Origin of the sequence: Streptomyces sp. NPDC057743 (assembly GCF_042798755.1) — a bacterium.
GTDB lineage: Bacteria > Actinomycetota > Actinomycetes > Streptomycetales > Streptomycetaceae > Streptomyces.
In genome coordinates this window covers 1-25021 of the sequence record NZ_JBHVJX010000064.1, presented here as the reverse complement: position 1 = coordinate 25021, position 25021 = coordinate 1, and the positions used below count along the sequence as shown (strand labels likewise).

The 25021-nt window shown below is 70.2% G+C and carries 3 protein-coding genes; all 3 read right to left on the bottom strand.

The annotated features are described in order from the left end of the window. Positions 1 to 2988, bottom strand: a 2988-nt coding sequence (locus tag ACFVFQ_RS36870) for a type I polyketide synthase (protein WP_383424809.1), incomplete at its 3' end; no start/stop codon positions are given. Between the two features lie 467 nt (positions 2989 to 3455). Continuing rightward, positions 3456 to 22268: a type I polyketide synthase gene (locus tag ACFVFQ_RS36865; protein WP_383424807.1), complete on the bottom strand. Its 18813-nt coding sequence runs from the start codon at positions 22266 to 22268 to the stop codon at positions 3456 to 3458. Positions 22269 to 22448: 180 nt separating this feature from the next. Beyond that, the coding region (locus tag ACFVFQ_RS36860) for an SDR family NAD(P)-dependent oxidoreductase (RefSeq protein WP_383424805.1) at positions 22449 to 25021 on the bottom strand (2573 nt) is incomplete at its 5' end.

Below are 25021 nucleotides of genomic sequence, written 5' to 3'. Positions count from 1 at the left end.
CGCATGATCCGCCAACCACGGATGCGACGACAACGACAACCGCCCCGTCAACACCACCCGATCCGAATCCGCCAACGCCACCGCCGCACCCAACAGCGGGTGGCCTGCGGCACCAAGCCCCAGCCCCCGCGCATCGCCAGACACCCGCACCGACGACTTCGGCCAGTACCGCTCCCGCTGGAAGGCATACGTCGGCAGATCCACCAGCTTCGACCCCTGCGCGGCGAACGCCTTCTCCCAGGCAACCGGCAGACCATGGATATGCGCCTGGCCGAGCGCAGTCAGCAGTTGAGCGGTGTCACCGTGATCGCGACGCAGGGTGCCGAAGGACGCGCCGGTGGCGTCCGCGGCGTCGAGGGTCTGCTCCACGCCGACGGTCAGCACGGGGTGGGCGGAGGCTTCGATGAAGACCGTGTGGCCGGCGCCGACCGCGGCCCGGACCGCGTCCTCGAAACGAACGGTCTGGCGCAGGTTGCGGTACCAGTAGTCAGCGTCGAGTTCAGCGGCATCTATCGCCTCACCGGTCAGCGTCGAGAAGAAGCCAACGGACGACGAAACCGGAGCGATCGGCGCGAGGTCGGCGAGGATGCGGTCCCGAAGAGCCTCAACATGCGGCGAATGCGAGGCGTAATCCACCGGCACCCGACGAACGCGAACGCCCTCCGCCTCCCAAGCAGCCTGCACGGCATCCAAAACCGCCGCGTCGCCCGAAACCACCGTCACCCGCGGCCCGTTGACCGCCGCAACCCCCAACCCGTCATAGCCGGCCAGGACCGACTCCACCTCGTCGACGGGCAGCGGAACGGACAGCATGCCACCGGCGCCGGAGAGCGCAGTGATGGCCTGCGAGCGCAACGCCACCACCCGCGCACCGTCCTCCACCGACAACCCACCCGCGACAACAGCAGCCGCAATCTCACCCTGACTGTGACCGATCACCGCAGCCGGCTCCACACCAGCCGCCCGCCACACCTCCGCCAAACACACCATCACCGCCCACAGCAACGGCTGGACGACATCAACCCGCTCCAGAACGGCCGGGTCGGCAGACCGTGCAACCTCCGTCAGCGACCAGTCCACGAACGGCGCCAACGCACGCTCACACTCAACCCACCGCGCAGCGAACGCCTCCGACGAATCCAACAGGCCGGCCGCCATACCAACCCACTGCGAACCCTGACCCGGGAACACCAACACCGCGCCAGAGCCCGCACCGATCCCAACGCCCGTAAATACGGAGGAGGTTGGCTCGCCGGACGCCACCGCGGCGACGCCCGCCAGCAACGCCTCCCGATCCGTACCAACCACCACCGCCCGGTGCTCCAACACCGCACGCGACGACGCCAACGAGAAGGCAACGTCAACGGGCGCCAACTCCGGCCGCTCCGCGACGAATTCACCCAACCGCTCGGCCTGGGCCCGGAGCCCCGCCTCGGACTTGCCCGACAGCACCCATGCCACCGGCCCCGCGTCCGACGGCCGGGGCTCGCCCTCCGCAGGCTCCACCTCCGGCGCCTGCTCCAAGATCACATGCGCGTTCGTACCGCTGATCCCGAAGGAGGAAATGCCAGCCCGGCGCAACTGCCCGGTCTCCGGCCAAGGTTGGGACTCGGTCAGGAGCTCCACCGCGCCGGCTGACCAATCCACATGCGAGGACGGCGAGTCCACATGCAGCGTCTGCGGCAACACGCCATGGCGCATCGCCTCGACCATCTTGATCACACCGGCCACACCCGCAGCCGCCTGCGTGTGACCGAAATTGGACTTGACCGAGCCCAACCACAACGGCCGCCCCTCCGGCCGCCCCTGCCCATACGTCGCCAACAACGCCTGCGCCTCGATCGGGTCACCCAGCGTCGTACCCGTACCATGCGCCTCGACCACGTCGACGTCCGCCGCGGACAGCTTGGCGTTCACCAGGGCCTGGGTGATGACCCGTTGCTGCGACGGGCCGTTGGGCGCCGTCAGGCCGTTCGACGCACCGTCCTGGTTCACCGCCGAGCCGCGGACCACCGCGAGCACCCGGTGCCCGTTGCGCTGCGCGTCGGACAGCCGCTCCAGCAGCAGCATGCCCACGCCCTCGCCCCAGTTGGTGCCATCCGCCGCCTCGGCGAACGCCTTGACCCGGCCGTCGGCCGCCAGGCTGCGCTGGCGGGAGAATTCCATGAAGCCGCCGGGGGTGGACATCACCGTGGCGCCGCCGGCCAGTGCGAGCGAGCACTCGCCGTTGCGCAGCGACTGCACGGCGAGGTGCAGGGCGACGAGCGAGGACGAGCACGCGGTGTCTACGGTTACCGCCGGCCCTTCCAGGCCGAGCGTGTAGGAGATACGGCCCGACATCACGCTGGCGTTGTTGGCGGTTCCGCCGTGCGCGTCGAACTGGGCGCGCAGCGTCATCAGTAGCGTCAGATAGTCCTGACCATTGGTGCCGGCGAAAACGCCGGTCCGGCTGCCGCGCAGGGACGTGGGCGCGATCCCGGCCCGCTCCAGGGTCTCCCAGGAGACCTCCAGCAGAAGCCGCTGCTGCGGGTCCATCGCCAACGCCTCGCGCGGCGAAATCCCGAAGAATCCGGCGTCGAACTCGCCGGCCCCTTCGATGAATCCGCCTTCGTTGACGTAACTGGCCAGCGACTGTTGTTCGGCGTCGATTTCGGTAGCGGCGTCAGGGCCGGAGCCGGCACCGGGACCAGAACCGGCATCGGTCTTGGTGGCGGCGCCGGATTCGACGTTGGTGGTCGTCGTGCCGTGTACGGCGTCGAGGTTCCAGCTGCGGTCCTGGGGGAAGGGCGACATTCCGTCGCCGCCGGAGGAGACCAGCCGCCACAGGTCCTCCGGGGACCGCACGCCGCCACCGAAGCGGCAGCTCATCCCCACGATGGCGATGGGCTCCTGCGTCGACGCCTCCAGGTCGCGCAAGCGTTGGCGCGTTTGCTGGAGGTCAGCCGTTGCCAGCTTCAGGTAATCGCGAAGCGTCTGCTCGTCAGCCATTCAATGCCGCCTCAATCAACATACGCCCGAACGCCACAGCGAACAGAACGCTTCTCAGAGGGCAGAGTGTTACGGCCGATGCGGTGTTGACCCGCATGGCGAGTCCTCAACGGGCATGCCTGGCAATGCATCCCCCGCAACGGCCTGAAACCCTTCACGCCCGCCCAACCCGGTCGCCAATACTCACACTGCCGCCTGGGCAGCAGTGATCGATATTCCTGTCTGCGAATTGTCGAGAGCAATCGAGAGTCGCCGAGTTCTCCTTGGGCACCCTCCGATGAATCGTTGAGGGATTCAGTGGGCCCAGGATTCTTCGAGAACTCTCAACGCTCTCGACATTCGGATACGTTCAACCTCGCTGAACCTTATCCAGCCGCATTTTTCGCCAACACCCCCTACCGCCCCCTAAACCTGAGGGCCGGCAGTCGGGGCGGAGCGGCGGAGCAGACCCCTACCCCGCCGCCTCCTCAGCCCTGTCCCGGGTCCTCGCGGATGAGCTTGAACAGTTCCTCGTCGGAGACCGAGTCGAACTGGTCGGCCGCCGCGGACGGTTCGGGGTCCTTCGCTTCGCCACGACCGGTCGACGGCGTCGACGGCCTCGACGACCAGTTGTTGAGCAGGGCCTGCAACCTGATGGTGATCTTGTGCCTGGTCAGCTCGTCCGCGTCGGCGCCGGCCAGCATGGCCTCCAGGCGGTCCAACTCCTCCAGCGGGGAACCGTCGTCGGCCCCGGGGGCGAGTTCGGTACCGAGTTGGCCGGCGAGCGCGGCGGGGGTGGGGTAGTCGAAGATCACCGTGGCCGGCAGCGACTGGCCGGTGGCCGCCGTGAGCAGGTTGCGGAACTCGACGGCGCTGAGCGAGTCGAATCCCAACTCCCGGAACGGCCGGTCCGCGCTGATCGCCTCCGGGGAGGCATGTCCCAACACGGCCGCTGCCTGGGTGCGTACCAGGTCGAGGAGGAGCCGGTCGCGCTCCGCCGCGGACGCCCCGGCCAACGCCCCGCGCAACGAGGTCTCGGTCGTCTGGGCTTCCGACGTGCCGGTCCGCATCGCCCGCTGCGCCTCCGGAACGGCGTCGAGCAAGGCGCTGGGACGAACGGCGGTGAGCACCGGGACGTACCGCTCCCACTCCACGTCAACGACCGCATAGGAACCGCTCGTTGTGACGAGCCGACTCAGCGCGCGCAGCGCCAACTCCGGTGCCAGGGCCGTGATGCCGCCTCGGGCCAGCCGGTTCTCCACCACGTCGGCGGCCGCCATGCCGGCCTCGTCCCATGGCCCCCAGGCAATGGACGTCGCGGGCAGACCGGCACGTACCCGCCGCTCCGCCAGGGCGTCCAAGTAGGCGTTTGCGGCAGCGTAGTTGCCCTGCCCGGGGCCGCCGAAGGTACCGACCATCGAGGAGAAGAGGACGAAGGCGGTGAGGGGGTGGTCGCGGGTGAGTTCGTCCAGATGCCTGGCGGCGTCCACCTTGGGCGCGAAGACCTTCGCGAAGCGCTCGGGCGTCAACCCGTCCACCACACCGTCGTCCAACACACCGGCCGTATGGAACACCGCCGTGATCTTCTCGTCGGCCAGCACTCCCGCCAACGCCGCACGGTCGGCGACATCGCACGCGGCGATCCGGACCTCGGCCCCGGCCTGCGCCAGTTTCTCTCCGAACTCGACTGCACCGGGGGCCCGTTCGCCACGTCGACTCAGCAGAACGACGCGCCGCGCGCCCCGCTCCACGGCCCAGCGGGCGACCTGCGCACCCAACGCGCCCGTGCCACCGGTGACCAACGCCGTGCCACCGGCGATCGACCACTCCTCCTTGCCCGCGCCCCGCGCCGAGCGCACCAGCCGCCGCCCAAACACACCGGACGACCGCACCGCCACCTGGTCCTCGACGCCCTGAGACAGGACCCCGGCCAGGCGACGCCCCGCCCGCTCGTCCACCACCTCAGGCACATCGACCAGCCCGCCCCACCGGTCCGGAAGCTCCAACGCCACCGACCGTCCCAGGCCCCACACCATCGCGGCGTCCGGGATGACCTCGTCGTCGGACGGCGCGGTGGCGACCGCACATTGGGTCAGCGCCCAGATGCGACCACCGACCCCCGCGTCGGTCAGCGCCTGCACGGCCGTCGCGGACCGCACCGCGTCCAGGGCGATCACCACCACGCCGGCGACGCGCTCGGGGGCCACTCCGTCCGCACCGACACGGGCATGGACCTCTCCCGCCAACGCGGCGCGATCCGCGCCGGCCGGCACGTCGACCTGGATGACGTTCGCACCATGCGTCCGCAGCACCTCGGCCACGCGCAGCACGGTGTCCGCGGAAGCGGACGTGGACGTGGACGTAAAAGCGGACGTGGACGTGGTTGCGGACGTGGTTGAGGATGCGGCCAGGGGATCGTTCTCCGGTGTGAGGATCAGCCAACTACCGCTCAGCGAAGGGCTGTCGGCATCAGCGATCCCGGTCCAGGAGACCTCGTAGTACCAGCCATCGATGGCGGACTGGTCGAGCCGGTCGCGACGCCACGTGGACAGCGCCGGTATCACGGTGCGCAGGACCTCCTGGTCGTGCGTGCCCAGGGCGTTCGCCAGGCCGTCGAAGTCCTGCTGCTCGATCGCCGCCCAGAACTCGTTGGCGGCCTTGTCGCCCCCGGTCGTCGCCACCGATCCGGCGGTGGTCAGCGGGGTGTCGAGCCAGTACCGCTGGTGTTGGAAGGCGTACGTCGGCAGTTCGACGCGCGCCTTCTCGACGAGGAGCGGCCGCCAGTCGACGCCCGCGCCGACGCTGTGGAGTTGGGCGAGGGCGGTGACGAAGGTGTGCTCGGCATCGCGGTCGGCGCGCTGCGTCGCCACGCAGATGGCCTTCCCGGTGACCTTCCCGGTTTCCGTCTCCGCATCCGTCTCCGCGTCCGTCTCCGTCTCCGTCCCCGTCCCCGTACCGGCGAGCGTGTCGGCGGCCAGGGCCGTGAGCACGCCGTCCGGGCCGACCTCAACGAACCGGGTCACGCCGACACCGGCCGCACTCCGCACCGCGTCCGCGAACCGGACCGCCTCCCGCACCTGCCGCACCCAGTACGCAGGCGAGCAGAAGTCGTCAACGGAAGCGGCCTCGCCCGTCAGCGTCGAGATCACCGCGATCTGTGGCGTCCGATACGTCAACTTACCTGCCACGCGGGCGAATTCGTCCAGCATCCCGTCCATGCGGTGGGAGTGGAACGCGTGCGAGACGCGCAGCCGGCTCGTCTTACGCCCCTGCGCCTCCGCCCATTCCCGCACGGCCTCGACGGCGTCGGCGTCACCAGACACCACCACGGAACCCGGCCCGTTGACCGCGGCCAACGACACCGACTCACCCAGCAGTTCGGCGCCGACGATCTCGTCCTCGCGGGCCTGGACGGCGAGCATCGCGCCGCCCTCCGGCAACGCCTGCATCAACCGACCACGGGCAGCAACCAACACACACGCATCCTCCAGCGACAGCACCCCCGCCACATGCGCCGCCGCCAACTCGCCGATCGAGTGGCCGATCAGCACGTCCGGGGCGACCCCGAAGGATTCCAGGAGCCTGAACAGCGCCACCTCGAAGGCGAACAACCCGGTCTGAGCGTGCACGGTCTGGTGCAGCCGATCCTCGTCCTCGCCCCAGACCACCTCACGCAGCGGCGCACCCAACACACGCTCCAACCCCTCGACACACGCATCGAAGGCATCGGCGAACACCGGGAAGCGGGCATACAACTCCCGCCCCATGCCCAGGCGTTGCGCACCCTGGCCCGAGAACAGCATCGCCATCCGACCGCCGCCGGACGCCGACACCTCTCCGCGCACCACATGCGTTGCGGGCGTGCCCTCCGCCAGTGCCGCCAGGCCAGCCATCAACGCGTCCCGATCGCTGCCGATCACCGCCGCGCGATGGTCCAGTCCGGCGCGGGTGTTGACCAGGGAATGGGCAATCGCGGCAGGTGAGGCTTCCGTCCGCGTCGCCACGAAGGCCCGCAGGCGTCGGGCCTGTGCCCGCAGGGCCGACTCCGACTTCGCCGTCACCACCCACGGCACCGGCATACCGGCCAGCCTCTCCGCGGCCAACTCGTCTTCCACCGAGTCGGGGGTGCCTGCGACGTCCTCGTCCTGTAGCGCCGGGTCCGGTGCCTGTTCGACGATGACGTGGGCGTTGGTGCCGCTGATGCCGAACGACGAGACACCGGCACGACGCACCCGGCCGTCCGCACCCTCCCAAGGCCGGTTCTCGGTGAGCAGCTCCACTGCTCCCGCCGACCAATCCACCTGCGACGACGGCGCATCCACATGCAGCGTCTTCGGCAACACCCCGTGCCGCATCGCCAACACCATCTTCACGATGCCCGCCACACCCGCAGCCGCCTGCGTATGACCAATATTCGACTTGATCGAGCCCAGAAGCAGCGGGCGCTCCGCCGACCGACCCTGGCCGTACGTCGCCAACAACGCCTGCGCCTCGATCGGATCGCCAAGACGCGTACCCGTGCCATGCGCCTCCACCGCATCCACATCGGCAGCGGTCAACTGCGCATTCTCCAACGCCTGCCGAATCACCCGCTGTTGGGAAGGACCATTCGGCGCCGTCAAACCATTCGACGCACCATCCTGGTTGACGGCCGTGCCACGCACAACCGCCAACACCTCATGCCCATTCCGACGCGCATCCGACAACCGCTCCAGAACAAGGACACCAACGCCCTCGCCCCAACCCGTACCGTCCGCCGCCTCCGCAAACGCCTTCACGCGACCATCAGCAGCCAACCCACTCTGCCGCGAGAACCCCACAAACGCACCCGGCGTCGACATCACCGTCACACCACCGGCCAACGCCAACGAACACTCACCACCTCGCAACGCCTGCGCGGCCCAGTGCAACGCCACCAGCGACGACGAACACGCCGTGTCCACCGTCACCGCCGGCCCCTCGAAGCCGAACGCGTACGACACCCGGCCCGACAGCACGCTGGCCGTGTTACCCGTGGCGAGGTACGCCTCGGTTTCCTTCGGGGCCCGCGCCATCAAGGCCGCGTAGTCCTGGCCGTTGGTGCCGGCGAAGACGCCGACCCGGTCCCCACGGAGCGAAACCGGGTCGATACCGGCCCGCTCGACGGCTTCCCACGAAGTCTCCAGGAGCAACCGCTGCTGCGGGTCCATCGCCACCGCCTCACGCGGCGAAATCCCGAACAACTCCGCGTCGAAATCCCCCACTCCGCGAACGAAACCCCCCTCCTGGACATAGCTCGTCCCAGAGGCACCGGCCGCCGCATCGCCCTGGAACAGGGCATCGAAGTTCCAACCGCGATCGACGGGGAACGGTCCGATGGCGTCCCCGCCCGAGACCAGCAGATCCCACAACTCGTCCGGCGACGACACCCCACCCGGGAACCGACACGCCATCCCCACAATCGCCACCGGCTCATCCACCGCGGCCAACACACCGGCACGCCCAGCACCCTCAACGTCATCAACGCCGGTGCCCAGCACCTGCCCGCAGACGAACTCGGCCAGCGCCCCCGCATTCGGATAGTCGAACACCACCGTCGACGGCAACGACAACCCCGTCGCCACCGACAACACATTCCGAAACTCCACCGCAGTCAACGAATCAAACCCAAGATCCCGAAACGCCCGACCCGGCGCAACCGCCTCCGACGACGCATGCCCCAACACCGCCGCAGCACGGGACCGCACCAGGTCCAGCACCGCTCGTTGGCGTTCGCCGGCGGGGAGTTCGGCCAGGCGGGCAGCGAGCCCGTCTCGGTCGGCGGACGCCCCGGTGGCGCCGTTCGCGGCGGCGGCATCGATGGCCTCGCGTGCCTCGCGCACTCCGCTGAGCAGCGGGCTCGGCCTGAGCGCGGCGAAGGCGGGCGCGAAGCGCGGCCAGTCCAGGTCGGCGATCAACGGGCACGGATCGGCGCCCACGACGCGTTCCAACGCCCGCAGCGCCAGCTCGGGTGCCATGGCGCTGACGCCACCACGGGCCAGCCTGTTCCCCACGGCATCTGCCGTGGCCATGCCTGCCTGGTCCCAGGCACCCCACGCCACGGACGTGGCCGGCAGCCCCTCACTCGCGCGCAGCTGCGCCAACGCATCGAGATAGGCGTTCGCCGCCGCGTAGTTGGCCTGCCCGGCGCCGCCGAGCGAGCCGACGATGGAGGAGAAGAGGACGAAGGTGGTGAGGGGGTGGTCGCGGGTGAGCTCGTCCAGATGACGAGCCGCTTCCGCCTTGGGTGCGAAGACCTTCGCGAAGCGGTCGGGCGTCAGGCCGTCCACCACACCGTCGTCCACCACACCAGCAGTGTGGAAGACCGCGGTGACCTCCTCGTCGGCCAACACCCCGGCCAGCGCCGCACGATCGGCGACGTCGCAGGCGGCGATGCGCACCTCGGCACCGGCCGCCGTCAGCTCCTCCCGCAACTCCAGCGCGCCAGGGGCCTCTTCACCTCGCCGACTCAGCAATACGACCCGACGCGCGCCCCGCTCAACCACCCAACGAGCCACCCGGACACCCAACGCACCCGTACCACCGGTGACCAACACCGTGCCACCGGCAACCGACCACTCCCCCACGTCCGCAACCCGCCCCGAACGCACCAACCGCCGACCGAAGACACCCGAAGACCGCACAGCCACCTGGTCTTCGACGCCCTGGGCCAGAACCGCGGCCAGGCGACGCCCCGCCCGCTCATCCACCACCGCCGGCAGGTCAACCAACCCACCCCACCGATCCGGCAACTCCAACGCCACCACACGACCCAAACCCCACACCATCGCGGCGTCAGGATGCACGGGCCCGTCCGACACACCCGTCGACACGGCCCCCCGCGTCAACCCCCACACCCGAGCCGACACCCCCACGTCACCCAGCGCCTGCACCGCCACCGCGGTAGCCACCGCGTCGGCGGCAACCACCACACCGGCCACCTCGTCGCCAGCGTCCGCGGCGGCCCGCTCCGCGCGGATCGCCGCCGCCAGCGCAAGCCGATCAACGTCCGACGGCACGACGATCCGGAGGACCTCGGCCCCCTGCGCCACCATCCGCTCGTGAACGTCTGCGCAGTCGTCCCCGCCGTCGCCAGTCAGGAGCAACCACGTGCCCGACAACGTCGCCGAGCCCAACTCACGTACCGGAGCCCACGACACGCGATAGCCCCAACCCTCCACCGTCGACTCGGCCTCATGCGCCTGCCGCCACGAGGAGAGCGCGGAGACCGCCGAGGTCAGGGACGCACTCTCGCTGATGCCCAATGCATCGCCCAGCGTGGACCAGTCCTCGCCGGCCACGGCCTCCCAGAACCGCGACTCCACCGCGCCCCCAGCCCCAGGCACGTCAGTAGGAGCCGTCGACTCCATCCAGAACCGCTGCCGCTGAAACGCATACGTCGGCAGCTCAACCCTGCGGCCGCCCACGAACACCGGTTCCCAACGCACATCAACCCCAACGGACTGAAGCTGGGCGAGGGCGGTGACGAGGGTGTGCTCGGCGTCGCGGTCGGCGCGCTGCGTCGCCACGCAGATGCCCTTCCCGGTTTCCGTCTCCGTCTCCGTCTCCGTACCGGCGAGCGTGCCGGCGGCCAGGGCGGTGAGCACGCCGTCCGGGCCGACCTCAACGAACCGGGTCACGCCGACACCGGCCGCACTCCGCACCGCGTCCGCGAACCGGACCGCCTCCCGCACCTGCCGCACCCAGTACGCAGGCGAGCAGAAGTCATCGACGGAAGCGGCCTCACCCGTCAGCGTCGAGATCACCGGAATCCGCGGCGTCTCGAACGTCAACTGGCCGGCAACAGCGGCGAATTCATCCAGCATGCCGTCCATGCGGTGGGAGTGGAACGCATGCGAGACCCGCAGCCGGCTCGACTTCCGACCGTTGGCCTCGGCCCAGTCTCGTACGGCCTCGACCCCGCCGGCATCGCCGGAGACCACCACGGAATCCGGCCCGTTGACCGCAGCCAACGAGACCGACTCACCCAGCAAGCCAGCGCCGACGATCTCGTCCTCGCGAGCCTGGACGGCGAGCATCGCCCCACCCTCCGGCAACGCCTGCATCAACCGCCCACGGGCCGCCACCAACACACACGCATCCTCCAGCGACAGCACCCTCGCCACGTGCGCCGCCGCCAACTCACCAACCGAGTGGCCGATCAGCACATCCGGGACGACACCAAAGGACTCCAACAGGCGGAACAGCGCCACCTCGACGGCAAACAACCCAGTCTGGGCATGGACAGTCCGGTTCAGCTCGGCCTCGTTCTCGCCCCACAGCACCCCACGCACAGGCGAACCCAACGCCCGCTCCAACCCCTCGACACACGCATCGAAGACATCGGCGAACACCGGGAAGCGGGCATACAACTCCCGTCCCATGCCCAGACGTTGCGCGCCCTGGCCCGAGAACAGCGCGGCCACCTGGCCGCTACCGGCAGTCATCTGGCCGCGCACGACACCCGCCGCAGGCTCGCCCTCCGCCAGCGCTGCCAGACCGGCAAGCAGCGCATCCCGGTCGGCGCCCACGACCGCCGCACGGTGTTCCAAGCCGGCTCGGGTCGTCGCCAGTGAGTGGCCGATGTCGAGCGGAGACAGCTCCGGCCGTTCCAGCGCGAACGCGCGCAACCGCTCGGCCTGGGCCCGCAGGCCGGCCTCGGAGGTCGCCGACACCAGCCAGGGGACCACCCCACCAGCCGCAGGATCCACCCCCGCAGCGTCGTCGATTGCGTCCTCCACGACCGCGTCAGGCGCCTGCTCGACGATGACGTGGGCGTTGGTGCCGCTGATGCCGAAGGACGAGACGGCCGCGCGACGCACCCGACCGTCCTCACCCTCCCAAGGCCGGTTCTCGGTGAGCAGCTCCACTGCTCCCGCCGACCAATCCACCTGCGACGACGGCGCATCCACATGCAGCGTCTTCGGCAACACCCCATGCCGCATCGCCTGCACCATCTTGATCACACCGGCAACGCCGGCGGCGGCCTGCGTGTGCCCGATGTTGGACTTGATCGAACCCAGCAGCAGGGGCCGGTCGGCATCCCGCTCCTGCCCATACGTTGCCAGCAGTGCCTGGGCCTCGATGGGGTCACCGAGACGGGTGCCGGTGCCATGGGCCTCAACGGCATCCACCTCAGCCGTCGACAACCCCGCACTGGCCAACGCCTGCCGAATCACCCGCTGTTGAGAAGGACCATTCGGCGCCGTCAAACCATTCGACGCACCATCCTGATTCACCGCCGAACCACGCAACACCGCCAGGACCTGATGCCCATTCCGACGCGCATCCGACAACCGCTCCAGAACGAGAACGCCAACCCCCTCGCCCCAACCCGTACCGTCCGCCGCCTCCGCAAACGCCTTCACCCGACCATCAGCCGCCAACCCACGCTGACTACTGAACGCCACAAACGCACTCGGCGTCGACATCACCGTCACACCACCGGCCAACGCCAACGAGCACTCGCCCCCACGCAACGCCTGCGCGGCCCAGTGCATCGCCACCAACGACGACGAACACGCCGTATCGACGGAGACGGCCGGGCCCTCCAGACCGAGCGCATACGACACTCGCCCCGACAGGACACTGGCCGTGTTGCCAGTCGCCAAGTACCCCTCGGTTTCCTTCGGGGCCCGCGCCATCAACGTCGCGTAGTCCTGGCCGTTGGTGCCGGCGAAGACGCCGACCCGGTCCCCACGGAGCGAAACCGGGTCGATACCGGCCCGCTCGACGGCTTCCCACGAGGTCTCCAGGAGCAACCGCTGCTGCGGGTCCATCGCCACCGCCTCACGCGGCGAAATCCCGAACAACTCCGCGTCGAAATCCCCCACTCCGCGAACGAAACCGCCCTCTTGGACATAGCTCGTCCGCGACGTGCCAGCTGCCGAGCCGCTGCCAAACAGTGTCTCGAAGTTCCAACCGCGATCCGCGGGGAACGGTCCGATGGCGTCGCCGCCCGAGACCAGCAGATCCCACAACTCGTCCGGCGACGACACCCCACCCGGGAACCGACACGCCATCCCCACAATCGCCACCGGCTCATCCACCGCGGCCAACACACCGGCACGCCCAGCACCCTCAACGTCATCAACGCCGGTGCCCAGCACCTGCCCGCAGACGAACTCGGCCAGCGCCCCCGCATTCGGATAGTCGAACACCACCGTCGACGGCAACGACAACCCCGTCGCCACCGACAACACATTCCGAAACTCCACCGCAGTCAACGAATCAAACCCAAGATCCCGAAACGCCCGACCCGGCGCAACCGCCTCCGACGACGCATGCCCCAACACCGCCGCAGCACGCGACCGCACCAGGTCCAGCACCATCGCCCGGGCCTGCGCGGCGGACCGACCGGTGAGTCGTGCGGCGAGTGTCCCCTCGCCGCCGGCAGCGGGCCCGTGCGTGGGCACGGCGTCCCTGCTCTTCAGTGCCTCGACGGCCTCGGGGACGCCGGTGACCAGCGGGCTCGGGCGCGCCGCGGTGAACGCGGGCGCGTACCGTTCCCAGTCGAGGTCGGCAACTGCGAAGCAGCCACCGGCAGTTGCCAGCAAGCCGAGCGCACGGAGGGCAAGCTCGGGGTCCATGGCGCCGACGCCGCCGCGCGCCATGCGGTTCTCCACCTCACCGGCAGCTGCCATACCTGCCTGGCCCCATGCGCCCCACGCGAGCGAGGTCGCAGGGAGACCCTGCCGGACGCGGCGTTCCGCGAGCGCATCCAAGTAGGCATTGGCGGCTGCGTAGTTCGCCTGCCCTGCGGCACCGAGCGAACCGGAGATGGAGGAGAAGAGGACGAAGGTGGTGAGGGGGTGGTCGCGGGTGAGCTCGTCCAGGTGACGAGCCGCTTCCGCCTTCGGCCCGAAGACCCGAGCGAAGCGGTCGGGCGTCAGCCCGTCCACCACACCGTCGTCCAACACACCAGCGGTATGGAAGACCGCGGTGAGCTCCTCGTCGGCCAACACCCCAGCCAACGCCGCACGATCGGCCACGTCGCAGGCAGCGATGCGCACCTCGACACCAGCGCCCGTCAACTCCTCCCGCAACTCCAGCGCGCCAGGGGCCTCTTCACCTCGCCGACTCAGCAGAACGACCCGACGCGCACCCCGCTCCACCACCCAACGGGCCACCCGCACACCCAACGCACCCGTACCACCCGTGACCAGCACCGTGCCGTCAGCAGCCGACCACTCCTCCCCCGCCACACGGCCCGAACGCACCAACCGCCGGCCGAAGACACCCGAGGGACGTACGGCCACCTGGTCCTCAACACCTTGCGACAGAACGGCAGCCAGCCGACGCCCCGCCCGCTCATCCACCACCGCAGGAACGTCAACCAACCCACCCCAACGGTCCGGCAGCTCCAACGCCACCACACGACCCAAACCCCACACCATCGCGGCGTCCGGATCGATGACCTCATCGGAGGGAGTAGCCGACACCGCCCCCCGCGTCAGCCCCCACACAGGCGCCACCACGTCCACATCGGACAGGGCCTGGACGGCAACCGCCGTCTGCACGGCCCCGAGGGCGACCAGCACGCCAGACACCGACGCGGTTCCCACGCCGGAACGGACCAGCTCAGCGAGCTCGGAACGGTCCACCGCAGACGGCACCGACAGGCGACTGACCTCCGCCCCACGCGCCTCCAACTCCCGGGCAACATCGGCGTACTCGTCCCCGTCCTCGCCTGCCAGCAGCAACCAACGCCCCGAAAGCGCACCCGCCTCCGGCTCGCCGACGGCCGCCCACGAGAACCGGTAACGCCAGTCATCCACCACCGACCGCTCACGACGCTGCCGCCGCCACGCAGACAACGCCGGCACCACCGCCCGCAACGCCTCACCATCCACCAACGCCAGCGCCCCCGCCAGCCCCTCCACATCACCCTGCTCCACCGCAGACCAGAACTCACCCTCCTCAACATCAACCCCAACCCCAGCCGCCGGCGACGCCGCCTCCACCCAGAAACGCTGCCGCTGGAAGGCATACGTCGGCAACTCGACCCGGCAACCACCGGCAAGCAGCGGCTTGAGGTCCACCGTGCCACCGTGCGCGTAGAGCTGACCGAGGGCGGTGATCAGCGCGTGCACGCCCTCCCGTTCCGCACGCTGCGTTGCCACACAGACGGCATCCCCAGTCTCGCCGTCGCCGACCGTCCCGCCGGCCAGGGCGGTCAGAACGCTGTCCGGCCCAACCTCAACGAACTGCGTCACCCCGGCGTCCACGGCCGCACGCACCGCGTCGGCGAACCGGACCGCCTCCCGCACCTGCCGCACCCAGTACGCAGGCGAGCAGAAGTCATCGACGGAAGCGGCCTCACCCGTCAGCGTCGAGATCACCGGAATCCGCGGCGTCTCGAACGTCAACTGGCCGGCAACAGCGGCGAATTCGTCCAGCATGCCGTCCATGCGGTGGGAGTGGAACGCGTGCGAGACCCGCAGCCGGCTCGACTTCCGACCGTTGGCCTCGGCCCAGTCTCGTACGGCCTCGACCCCGTCGGCATCGCCGGAGACCACCACGGAATCCGGACCGTTGACCGCAGCCAACGAGACCGACTCACCCAGCAAGCCAGCGCCGACGATCTCGTCCTCGCGAGCCCGGACGGCGAGCATCGCCCCACCCTCCGGCAACGCCTGCATCAACCGTCCGCGCGCCGCCACCAACACACACGCATCCGCCAACGACAACACACCAGACACATGCGCCGCCGCCAACTCACCAATCGAGTGGCCGATCAGCACGTCCGGGACGACGCCGAAGGACTCCAACAGACGGAACAGCGCCACCTCGACGGCAAACAACCCCGTCTGGGCGTGAACAGTCTGATTCAGCTCGGCCTCGCTCTCGCCCCACAGCACCCTACGCACAGGCGAACCCAACGCCCGCTCCAACCCCTCGACACACGCATCGAAGGCATCGGCGAACACCGGGAAGCGGGCATACAACTCCCGCCCCATGCCCAGACGTTGCGCGCCCTGACCCGAGAAGAGGAAAGCCACGCGGCCATCACCAGCCGCCGACGCCTCCCCGCGCACCACACCCGCCGCAGGCTCGCCCTCCGCCAGCGCCGCCAGGCCGGCCAACAACGCCTCACGATCGGCACCGACCACCGCCGCACGGTGATCCAACCCAGCCCGAGTCGTCGCCAGCGAGAAACCCACATCCAACGGGGACAGCTCCGGACGGTCCACCACGTGCGCACCCAGGCGACGAGCCTGCGCCCGCAGAGCCGCCTCCGACCTCGCAGACAACAACCACGGAACCACCACACCCGCAGCGTCCACCACGCCGTGACTCGTCAACGGGACGGCAGGAACCTCGGCAGGCGCCTCGACAGGAGCCTGCTCCAAGATGACGTGCGCATTCGTGCCACTCACCCCGAAGGAGGAGACGCCGACGCGGCGCACTCGATCCGACTCCGCCCATGGGCGGTTCTCGGTCACCAGCTCCACCGCCCCCGCCGACCAGTCAACGTGCGACGACGGCGCATCCACATGCAGCGTCTTCGGCAGCACCCCGTACCGCATCGCCAGGACCATCTTGATCACGCCGGCCACGCCCGCGGCGGCCTGCGTGTGACCCACGTTGGACTTGATGGAGCCCAGCAGCAGGGGCCGGTCGGCGTCCCGCTCCTGCCCGTACGTTGCCAGCAGTGCCTGGGCCTCGATGGGGTCACCGAGGCGGGTACCGGTGCCGTGAGCCTCGACGGCATCCACCTCAACCGCCGACAACCCCGCACTGGCCAACGCCTGCCGAATCACCCGCTGTTGAGAAGGCCCATTCGGCGCCGTCAAACCATTCGACGCACCATCCTGATTCACCGCCGAACCACGCAACACCGCCAGGACCTGATGCCCATTACGGCGAGCGTCCGACAACCGCTCCAGAACGAGAACGCCAACCCCCTCGCCCCAACCCGTACCGTCCGCCGCCTCCGCAAACGCCTTCACCCGCCCATCAGCAGCCAACCCACGCTGACTGCTGAACGCCACAAACGCGCTCGGCGTCGACATCACCGTCACGCCGCTGGCCAAAGCCAACGAGCACTCGCCACCGCGCAATGCCTGGGCAGCGAGGTGCATCGCCACCAGCGACGACGAACACGCCGTGTCCACCGTCACGGCCGGCCCCTCGAAGCCGAACGCGTACGACACCCGGCCAGACAGCACGCTCGCCGTGTTACCGGTGGCCAGGTAGGTCTCGGCGTCGCGCGGCGCCCGGGCCATCAGGGCGGCGTAGTCCTGGCCGTTGGTACCGGCGAAGACGCCGACCCGGCTGCCGTGCAGGGATGTCGGGTCGATGCCGGCCCGTTCGACGGCTTCCCAAGAGGTCTCCAGGAGCAACCGCTGCTGCGGGTCCATCGCCACCGCCTCACGCGGCGAAATCCCGAACAACTCGGCATCGAAGTCGCCGGCCGCGCGGACGAACCCGCCCTCCTGGACGTAGCTCGTGCCTGTCTTGCCGGGGTTGGTGTCGAAGAGCGCGTCGAGGTCCCAGCCACGGTCGGCGGGGAACGGCCCCATCGCGTCCCCGCCCGAGATCAGCAGGTCCCACAGCTCGTCCGGCGACGACACCCCGCCCGGGAATCGGCAGGACATGCCGACGATGGCGATGGGCTCGTCCTCGACGGCCAATTCGCGTGCGTCGTCCAGGTGTTGGACGTGCGTGCCGAGGAGTTCGGCGGCGATGTGGTTGGCGAGTGCGGAGGGCGTCGGATAGTCGAAGACCATCGTCGACGGCAGGGAGAGTCCGGTAGCGGTGGACAGTGCGTTGCGGAATTCCACTGCGGTGAGGGAGTCGAAGCCAAGCTCGCGGAAGGCGCGCTTCGCGGCCACCGCGTCCGCCGAGGCGTGGCCGAGCACGGCGGCGGCGCGGGACCGCACCACGTCCAACACCAGTCGCTCGCGGTCGCCGGCGGCGACGTTCGCCAGGCGTGCGGCGAGTGTTCCCTCGTCGGCCGACGTTGCGGTCCGGGACGGGTTCTTGGCCGCCAGGACGCGTCGGGCCTCCGGCACCGCGCCGAAGAGCGCACTTGGGCGGGCCGCGGTGACCGCGGGGGCGTAACGCTCCCAGTCGATGTCGGCGATCAGCGGGCAGACCTCGGCCCCCAACACCCGTTCCAACGCGCGCAGCGCCAGCTCCGGCGCCATGACGCCGAAGCCGCCGCGCGCAAGACGGTTGGCCACGACATCGCCGGTGGCCATGCCCGCCTGGTCCCAGGCACCCCACGCCACCGACGTGGCCGGCAACCCCTCGCGCACCCGCGACGCCGCCAGCGCATCGAGATACGCATTCGCCGCCGCGTAATTCCCCTGGCCGGGGCCTCCGACCGCACCGGCGACGGAGGCGAAGAGGACGAAGGTGGTGAGGGGATGGTCGCGAGTGAGCTCGTCCAGATGGCGAGCCGCATCGACCTTGGGAGCGAAGACCCGAGCGAAGCGGTCGGGCGTCAGGCCGTCCACCACGCCGTCGTCCAACACGCCAGCGGTGTGGAAGACCGCGGTGACCTCCTCGTCGGCCAACACCCCGGCCAGCGCCGCACGGTCGGCCACGTCGCAGGCAGCGATGCGCACCTCCGCACCGGCCGCCGTCAGCTCCTCCCGCAGCTCGACGGCACCCGGAGCGTCCTCGCCCCGCCGGCTCAGCAAAACGACCCGACGCGCACCCCGCTCAACCACCCAACGAGCCACCTGCGCACCCAACCCGCCCGTACCGCCGGTGACCAGCACCGTGCCACCGGCAGCCGACCACTCCTCCGCCTCCGCCACGCGCCCCGAACGCACCAACCGCCGGCCGAAGACACCAGAGGACCGCACCGCCACCTGGTCCTCAACACCCTGCGACAGAACGGCAGCAAGACGACGCCCGGCCCGCTCATCCACCACCGCCGGCAGGTCAACCAGCCCACCCCACCGATCCGGCAACTCCAACGCCACCACACGACCCAAACCCCACACCATCGCCGCATCCGGATCGATGACCTCGTCCGACGGGCTCACCGCTACCGCACCCCGCGTCAGACCCCACACAGGCGCCACCACGTCCACATCGGACAGGGCCTGTACCGCGGTCGCCGTCCGCGTCACGTCGAGGGCCAACAGCACACCAGACGCCGCCGCCGTTCCCATGCTGGAACGGAGCAACTCAGCGAGCTCGGAGCGGTCCACCGCAGACGACACCGACAGTCGACTGACCTCCGCCCCACGCGCCTCCAACTCCCGGGCAACATCGGCGCACTCGTCATCACTCTCGCCGGTCAGCAGCAACCAACGCCCCGAAAGCCGACCCTCCTCCGACAGGCTCACTGCCGCCCACGAGAACCGGTAACGCCAGTCATCCACCACCGACCGCTCACGACGCTGCCGCCGCCACGCAGACAACGCCGGCACCACCGCCCGCAACGCCTCACCATCCACCAACGCCAGCGTCCCCGCCAGCCCCTCCACATCACCCTGCTCCACCGCAGACCAAAACTCACCCTCCTCAACATCAACCCCAACCCCAGCCGCCGACGACGCCGCCTCCACCCAGAACCGCTGCCGCTGGAAGGCATACGTCGGCAACTCGACCCGGCAACCACCCACGAACACCGGGCTCCAGTCCATGACCACACCATGAGCGTGGAGTTGGGCGAGCGCGCCGATGAAAGAGCTGTCCGATTCACGATCCGCACGCTGGGTCGCCACACAGACGACATCGGCATCGGCATCGCCGTCAGCAAGGGTCGCACCGGCCAGCGCGGTGAGAACGCTGTCGGGCCCGACCTCGACGAACCGGGTGACGCCCGCCTCCTCGGCCGCACGCACCGCGTCCGCGAACCGGACCGCCTCCCGCACCTGCCGCACCCAATACGCCGCCGAGCAAAAGTCGTCGACCGAAGCGGCCTCCCCAGTAAGCGTCGAAATCACCGGAATCTGCGGCGCCTCAAACGTCAACTGGCCTGCAACGGCGGCGAATTCGTCCAGCATGCCGTCCATGCGGTGAGAGTGGAACGCATGCGAGACGCGCAGCCGGCTCGACTTGCGACCGTTCGCCTCCGCCCATTCCCGCACCGCCTCAACGGCATCGGCGTCACCAGACACCACCACGGAATCCGGCCCATTGACCGCAGCCAACGACACCGACTCACCCAGCAAGCCAGCGCCGACGATCTCGTCCTCGCGGGCCTGGACGGCGAGCATCGCCCCACCCTCCGGCAACGCCTGCATCAACCGACCACGCGCCGCCACCAACACACACGCATCCGCCAACGACAACACACCAGACACATGCGCCGCCGCCAACTCACCAATCGAATGACCGATCAACACATCGGGGACAACGCCGAAGGACTCCAGCAGACGGAACAGCGCCACCTCGACGGCAAACAACCCCGTCTGGGCGTGGACAGTCTGATTCAGCTCGGCCTCGTCCTCGCCCCACAGCACCCGACGCATAGGCGAGCCCAACGCACGCTCAAGCTCACCCACCACCACATCAAACGCCTCAGCAAACACCGGGAAACGGGCATACAACTCCCGCCCCATGCCCAGGCGTTGGGCACCCTGACCCGAGAAGAGGAAAGCGACACGGCCGTCACCAGCCGCCGACGCCTCCCCGCGTACCACACCCGCTGCGGGCTCGCCCTCGGCCAACGACGCCAGTCCAGCCAACAGTGCGTCCCGGTCGGCGCTGACCACCGCCGCACGGTGGTTGAGCGAAGCCCGGGTCGTTGCCAGGGAGAAGCCCACGTCCAGCGCGGACAGTTCGGGATGCTCCAAGACGTGCGCACCCAAGCGCCGGGCCTGCGCCCGCAGGCCCGCCTCGGACCTGGCGGACAGCAACCACGGAACCACCGCACCCGCAGCGTCCACCGCACCGTGACCCGTCGGCGGGACGGCAGGAACCTCGGCAGGCGCCTGCTCCAGGATGACGTGCGCGTTCGTGCCGCTGATGCCGAAGGAGGAGACGGCCGCGCGGCGTTCGTGGTCCGTCTCGGGCCAGGGGGTTTCGTCGGTCAGGAGCCGCATGTGGCCGGCGTCCCAGTCGATGTGCGACGAAGGGGTGTCGACGTGCAGGGTCTTGGGCAGCACGCCGTGTCGCATCGCCAGGACCATCTTGATCACGCCGGCGACGCCGGCGGCGGCCTGGGTGTGGCCGAGGTTGGACTTGATGGAGCCCAACAGCAGGGGCCGGTCGGCGTCCCGCTCCTGCCCGTACGTTGCGAGGAGTGCCTGGGCCTCGATGGGGTCGCCGAGACGGGTGCCGGTGCCGTGGGCCTCGACGGCGTCCACGTCGCCGGCGGTGAGTCGGGCGTTCGCCAGGGCGTGGCGGATCACCCGTTGTTGGGAGGGGCCGTTGGGGGCGGTCAGGCCGTTGGAGGCGCCGTCCTGGTTGACCGCGGAACCGCGGACGACGGCCAGTACGGGGTGGCCGTTGCGGTGGGCGTCGGAGAGCCGTTCGACCAGCAGGATGCCGACGCCCTCGCCCCAGCCGGTGCCGTCCGCGGCGTCGGCGAACGCCTTGACCCGGCCGTCGGGGGCCAGGCCGCCCTGTGCACCGAAGGCCACGAAGTTGGCCGGGGTCGACATCACCGTCACGCCGCCGGCGAGCGCCATGGTGCATTCGCCGGCGCGCAGTGCCTGGACCGCCATGTGCAGGGCGACCAGCGACGAGGAGCACGCGGTGTCCACGGATACCGCGGGGCCCTCCAGTCCGAGGGTGTAGGAGATGCGGCCGGAGACGACGCTGGCGGCGACGGAGGTGCCGCCGAAGAGGTCGATGTCGTCGGCGGCGTTGCTGAGGAGGTGGACGTAGTCCTGGCCGTTGATGCCGGCGAAGACGCCGGTGCGGCTGCCGGTCAGCGACAGCGGGTCGATGCCGGCGCGTTCGATCGCTTCCCAGGAGGCTTCCAGCAGCAGGCGCTGCTGGGGGTCCATCGCCACCGCCTCGCGCGGTGAGATGCCGAACAGGTCGGCGTCGAACTCGGTGGCGTCGTGGAGGAATCCGCCGATTCCGTTGGCGTCCGCGCCGGGGGCGGCGGAGGCGGCGAGCCGGTCGAGGTTCCAGCCGCGGTCGGTGGGGTAGCCGGACAGGGCGTCCTCGCCGGAGGACAGCAGGTGCCACAGTTGCTCGGGGGAGGTGGCGCCGCCGGGGAAGCGGCAGGACATGCCGATGATGGCGATCGGCTCGGTGTCCTTGGCCTCGAAGGTCCGCAGCCGCTGATGGGCTTCCTGGAGGTCGGCGGTGGCCCGCTTCAGGTAGTAGCGGAGCTTGTCTTCGTTGGACATCTCGTTAGACATCAGCGGACCCTCGTTCCCCGTTTTTCCAGTGCGCGGTGCGCGACGGGCGCGCAGCGAGCCAAGAGTGTTCAGTGAGCAGCGATGTGCGCTCAATAAGCCGCGAAGAGTGCTTGGTTGGCGGTGATGATGGCGATGGCGATGGCGATGGTGGTGATGGCGGCGGTGGCGGTGGCGGTGGCGTCACGAGATTCCGAATTCCTTGCCGAGGAATTCGAACATTTCCTCATCGGTGGCCGCATCGACGTCCCGGAGCGGCTCGGAGGTGTCGTCCGTGGACCTGGCGTTCCGCCAGGTGTCGACCAGCTTCTGCATCCGCAGCAGGATGCGGCCGGCGACCGCGTCGGATTCCGGTAGTGCGGTGAGGACGGATTCCAGGCGGGTGTAGTCGTCGAGCAGGGTGTCGGTGTCCTTGGTCAGGCCGCCGTGCTCGTTGAGGAGGTGCGCGGCCAGTGCGGCGGCCGTCGGGTGGTCGAAGACGAGCGTGGCGGGGAGCGCGCTGCCCGTCGCGCGGGCGAGGCGGTTGCGGAACTCCACCGCGGTGAGGGAGTCGAACCCGAGGTCCTGGAAGGTGCGGTGGGGCGCGACGGCGTCGGCCGAGGGGTGGCCGAGGACGGTCGCGGCGTGAGCGCGCACCAGGTCGAGCACCGTCCGTTCGCGTTCGCCGGCGGGTACGGCGGCCAGGCGGGCGGCGAGCGTTCCCTGGTCGGCGAGCGCGCCGTTCGCGGAACCGCCGACGCCACCCGCGGTCGACGCCCCTGCCTGGCCCGACTGGATTGCCTGGATTGCCTGGCGGGCCTCGGGGACGCCCGTCAGCGCGGCGTGCGGGCGGACCGCGATGACGCCGGGGACATAGCGTTCCCAGTCGATGTCGGCGATCACATGGCTGCCGTCCGTGCCGGCGAGCCGGCCCAGTGCCCGCAGCGCCAGCTCCGGTGCCATGGCTTCGATGCCGCCCCGGGACAGTCGTCGCTCCACCGCGTCGGCGGTCGCCAGTCCGGCCTCGCCCCAGGCACCCCAGGCAAGGGACGTGCCGGGGAGGCCCTGCCGGTTCCGTTGTTCGGCGAGGGCGTCCAAGTAGGCGTTGGCGGCGGCGTAGTTGGCCTGGCCGGGGTTGCCGAACGTGCCGGCCAGGGAGGAGAACAACACGAAGGTGGAGAGGGGGTGGTCGGCAGTGAGTTCGTGCAGGTGTCTGGCGGCGTCCACCTTCGGGCCGAACACGGTGTGGAAGCGCTCGGGCGTGAGGCCGTCCAGCACCCCGTCGTCCAGGACGGCGGCGGTGTGGAAGACCGCGTTGAGCTTCTCCTCGGCCAGCAGCGCGGCCAGCACGTCCCGGTCCGCTGCGTCACAGGCGGCGATCCGCACCTCGGCGCCAGCCGCGGCCAGTTCGTCCCGCAGTTCGGCGGCGCCCGGTGCCTGGTCGCCCCGGCGGCTGAGCAGCACGATGCGCTGCGCTCCGCGGCCGGCCACCCACCGGGCCACCTGGGCGCCCAACGCGCCCGTACCGCCCGTGATCAGCACCGTGTCGCCGGCCGCCGACCACTCCTCCCCCGCCAGGCGGCCCGAACGCACCAACCGCCGGCCGTAGGTCCCGGACGCCCGGACGGCCACCTGGTCCTCGGCGCGCTGGGCGAGGGTCCCGGCGAGCCGGCGACCGGTGCGCTCGTCCAGCTGCCCGGGCACGTCCACCATGCCGCCCCAGCGGTCGGGGTACTCGCGCGCCGCCGTGCGTCCCAGGCCCCAGACCAGCGCGGCGTCCGGGTCAACGTCCCTGTCGGTGGGGCCGGTTGAGACGGCGCCGCGCGTCAGCGCCCACATCGGGGCCGTGACGTCGGCGTCGGTCAGTGCCTGGAGCGCGGTCGCGCAGCGCACCACGCCGAGCGCGACCAGGACGCCCGCGACGGCGTCGTCGGGCTGTCCGGCCTCGTGGGGGTGGGCGTAGTCGCGGAGGAGGGCGGCGAGCGCCTCCCGGTCCATGTCCGACGGCACGGTGATCCGGACGAGGCGCGCCCCGTGCCGCTCAACGGCGGTCGCGACGTCGGCCCACGGCTCCCTCCGCTGCGCGTCGTCGACTGCCTGGCCGCGGTCCGTCGACTCGGCGGCGTCGGTCAGCAGGAGCCAGGTGCCCGAGAGCGTGCGCGCCTCGGCTTCGGGGTCCGCGAGCGGCGACCAACTCGCCTGGTACTGCCAGCCGTCCACCGTCGCCTCGACATCGTGCGCCTGGCGCCAGGTCGACAGCGCGGCGACGGCCGAGCCGAGGCTCGCTTCCTCGGCGATTCCCAGCGCAGCGCCGAGCGTCCCCCAGTCCTCCTCGGCGACCGCCTCCCAGAACCGCGACTCCACTCCGTTACCGTCGGGTGCGGGGGTGGTGTCGGGAGCCGTGAACTCCAGCCAGTAGCGGCCTCGTTGGAAGGCGTAGGTGGGGAGCGCGACGCGTTGGGGGTGGTGCGGGGCGAGGACCGCTTCCCAGGCGACCGGGAGGCCGTGGACGTGTGCCTGGCCGAGGGAGGTGAGAAGTTGGGCCGCCTCGCCGTGGTCGCGGCGCAGGGTGCCGAACGCGGCGCCTCCGGGCGCGCCCTCGGCCTCAAGGATCTGCTCCACGCCGATGGTCAGGACGGGGTGCGCGGAGGCTTCGATGAAGGTGGTGTGGCCGGCGGTGACCGCGGCCCGGACGGCGTCCTCGAAGCGGACGGTCTGGCGCAGGTTGCGGTACCAGTAGTCGGCGTCGAGGCCGGCGGTGTCGGTCAGTTCACCCG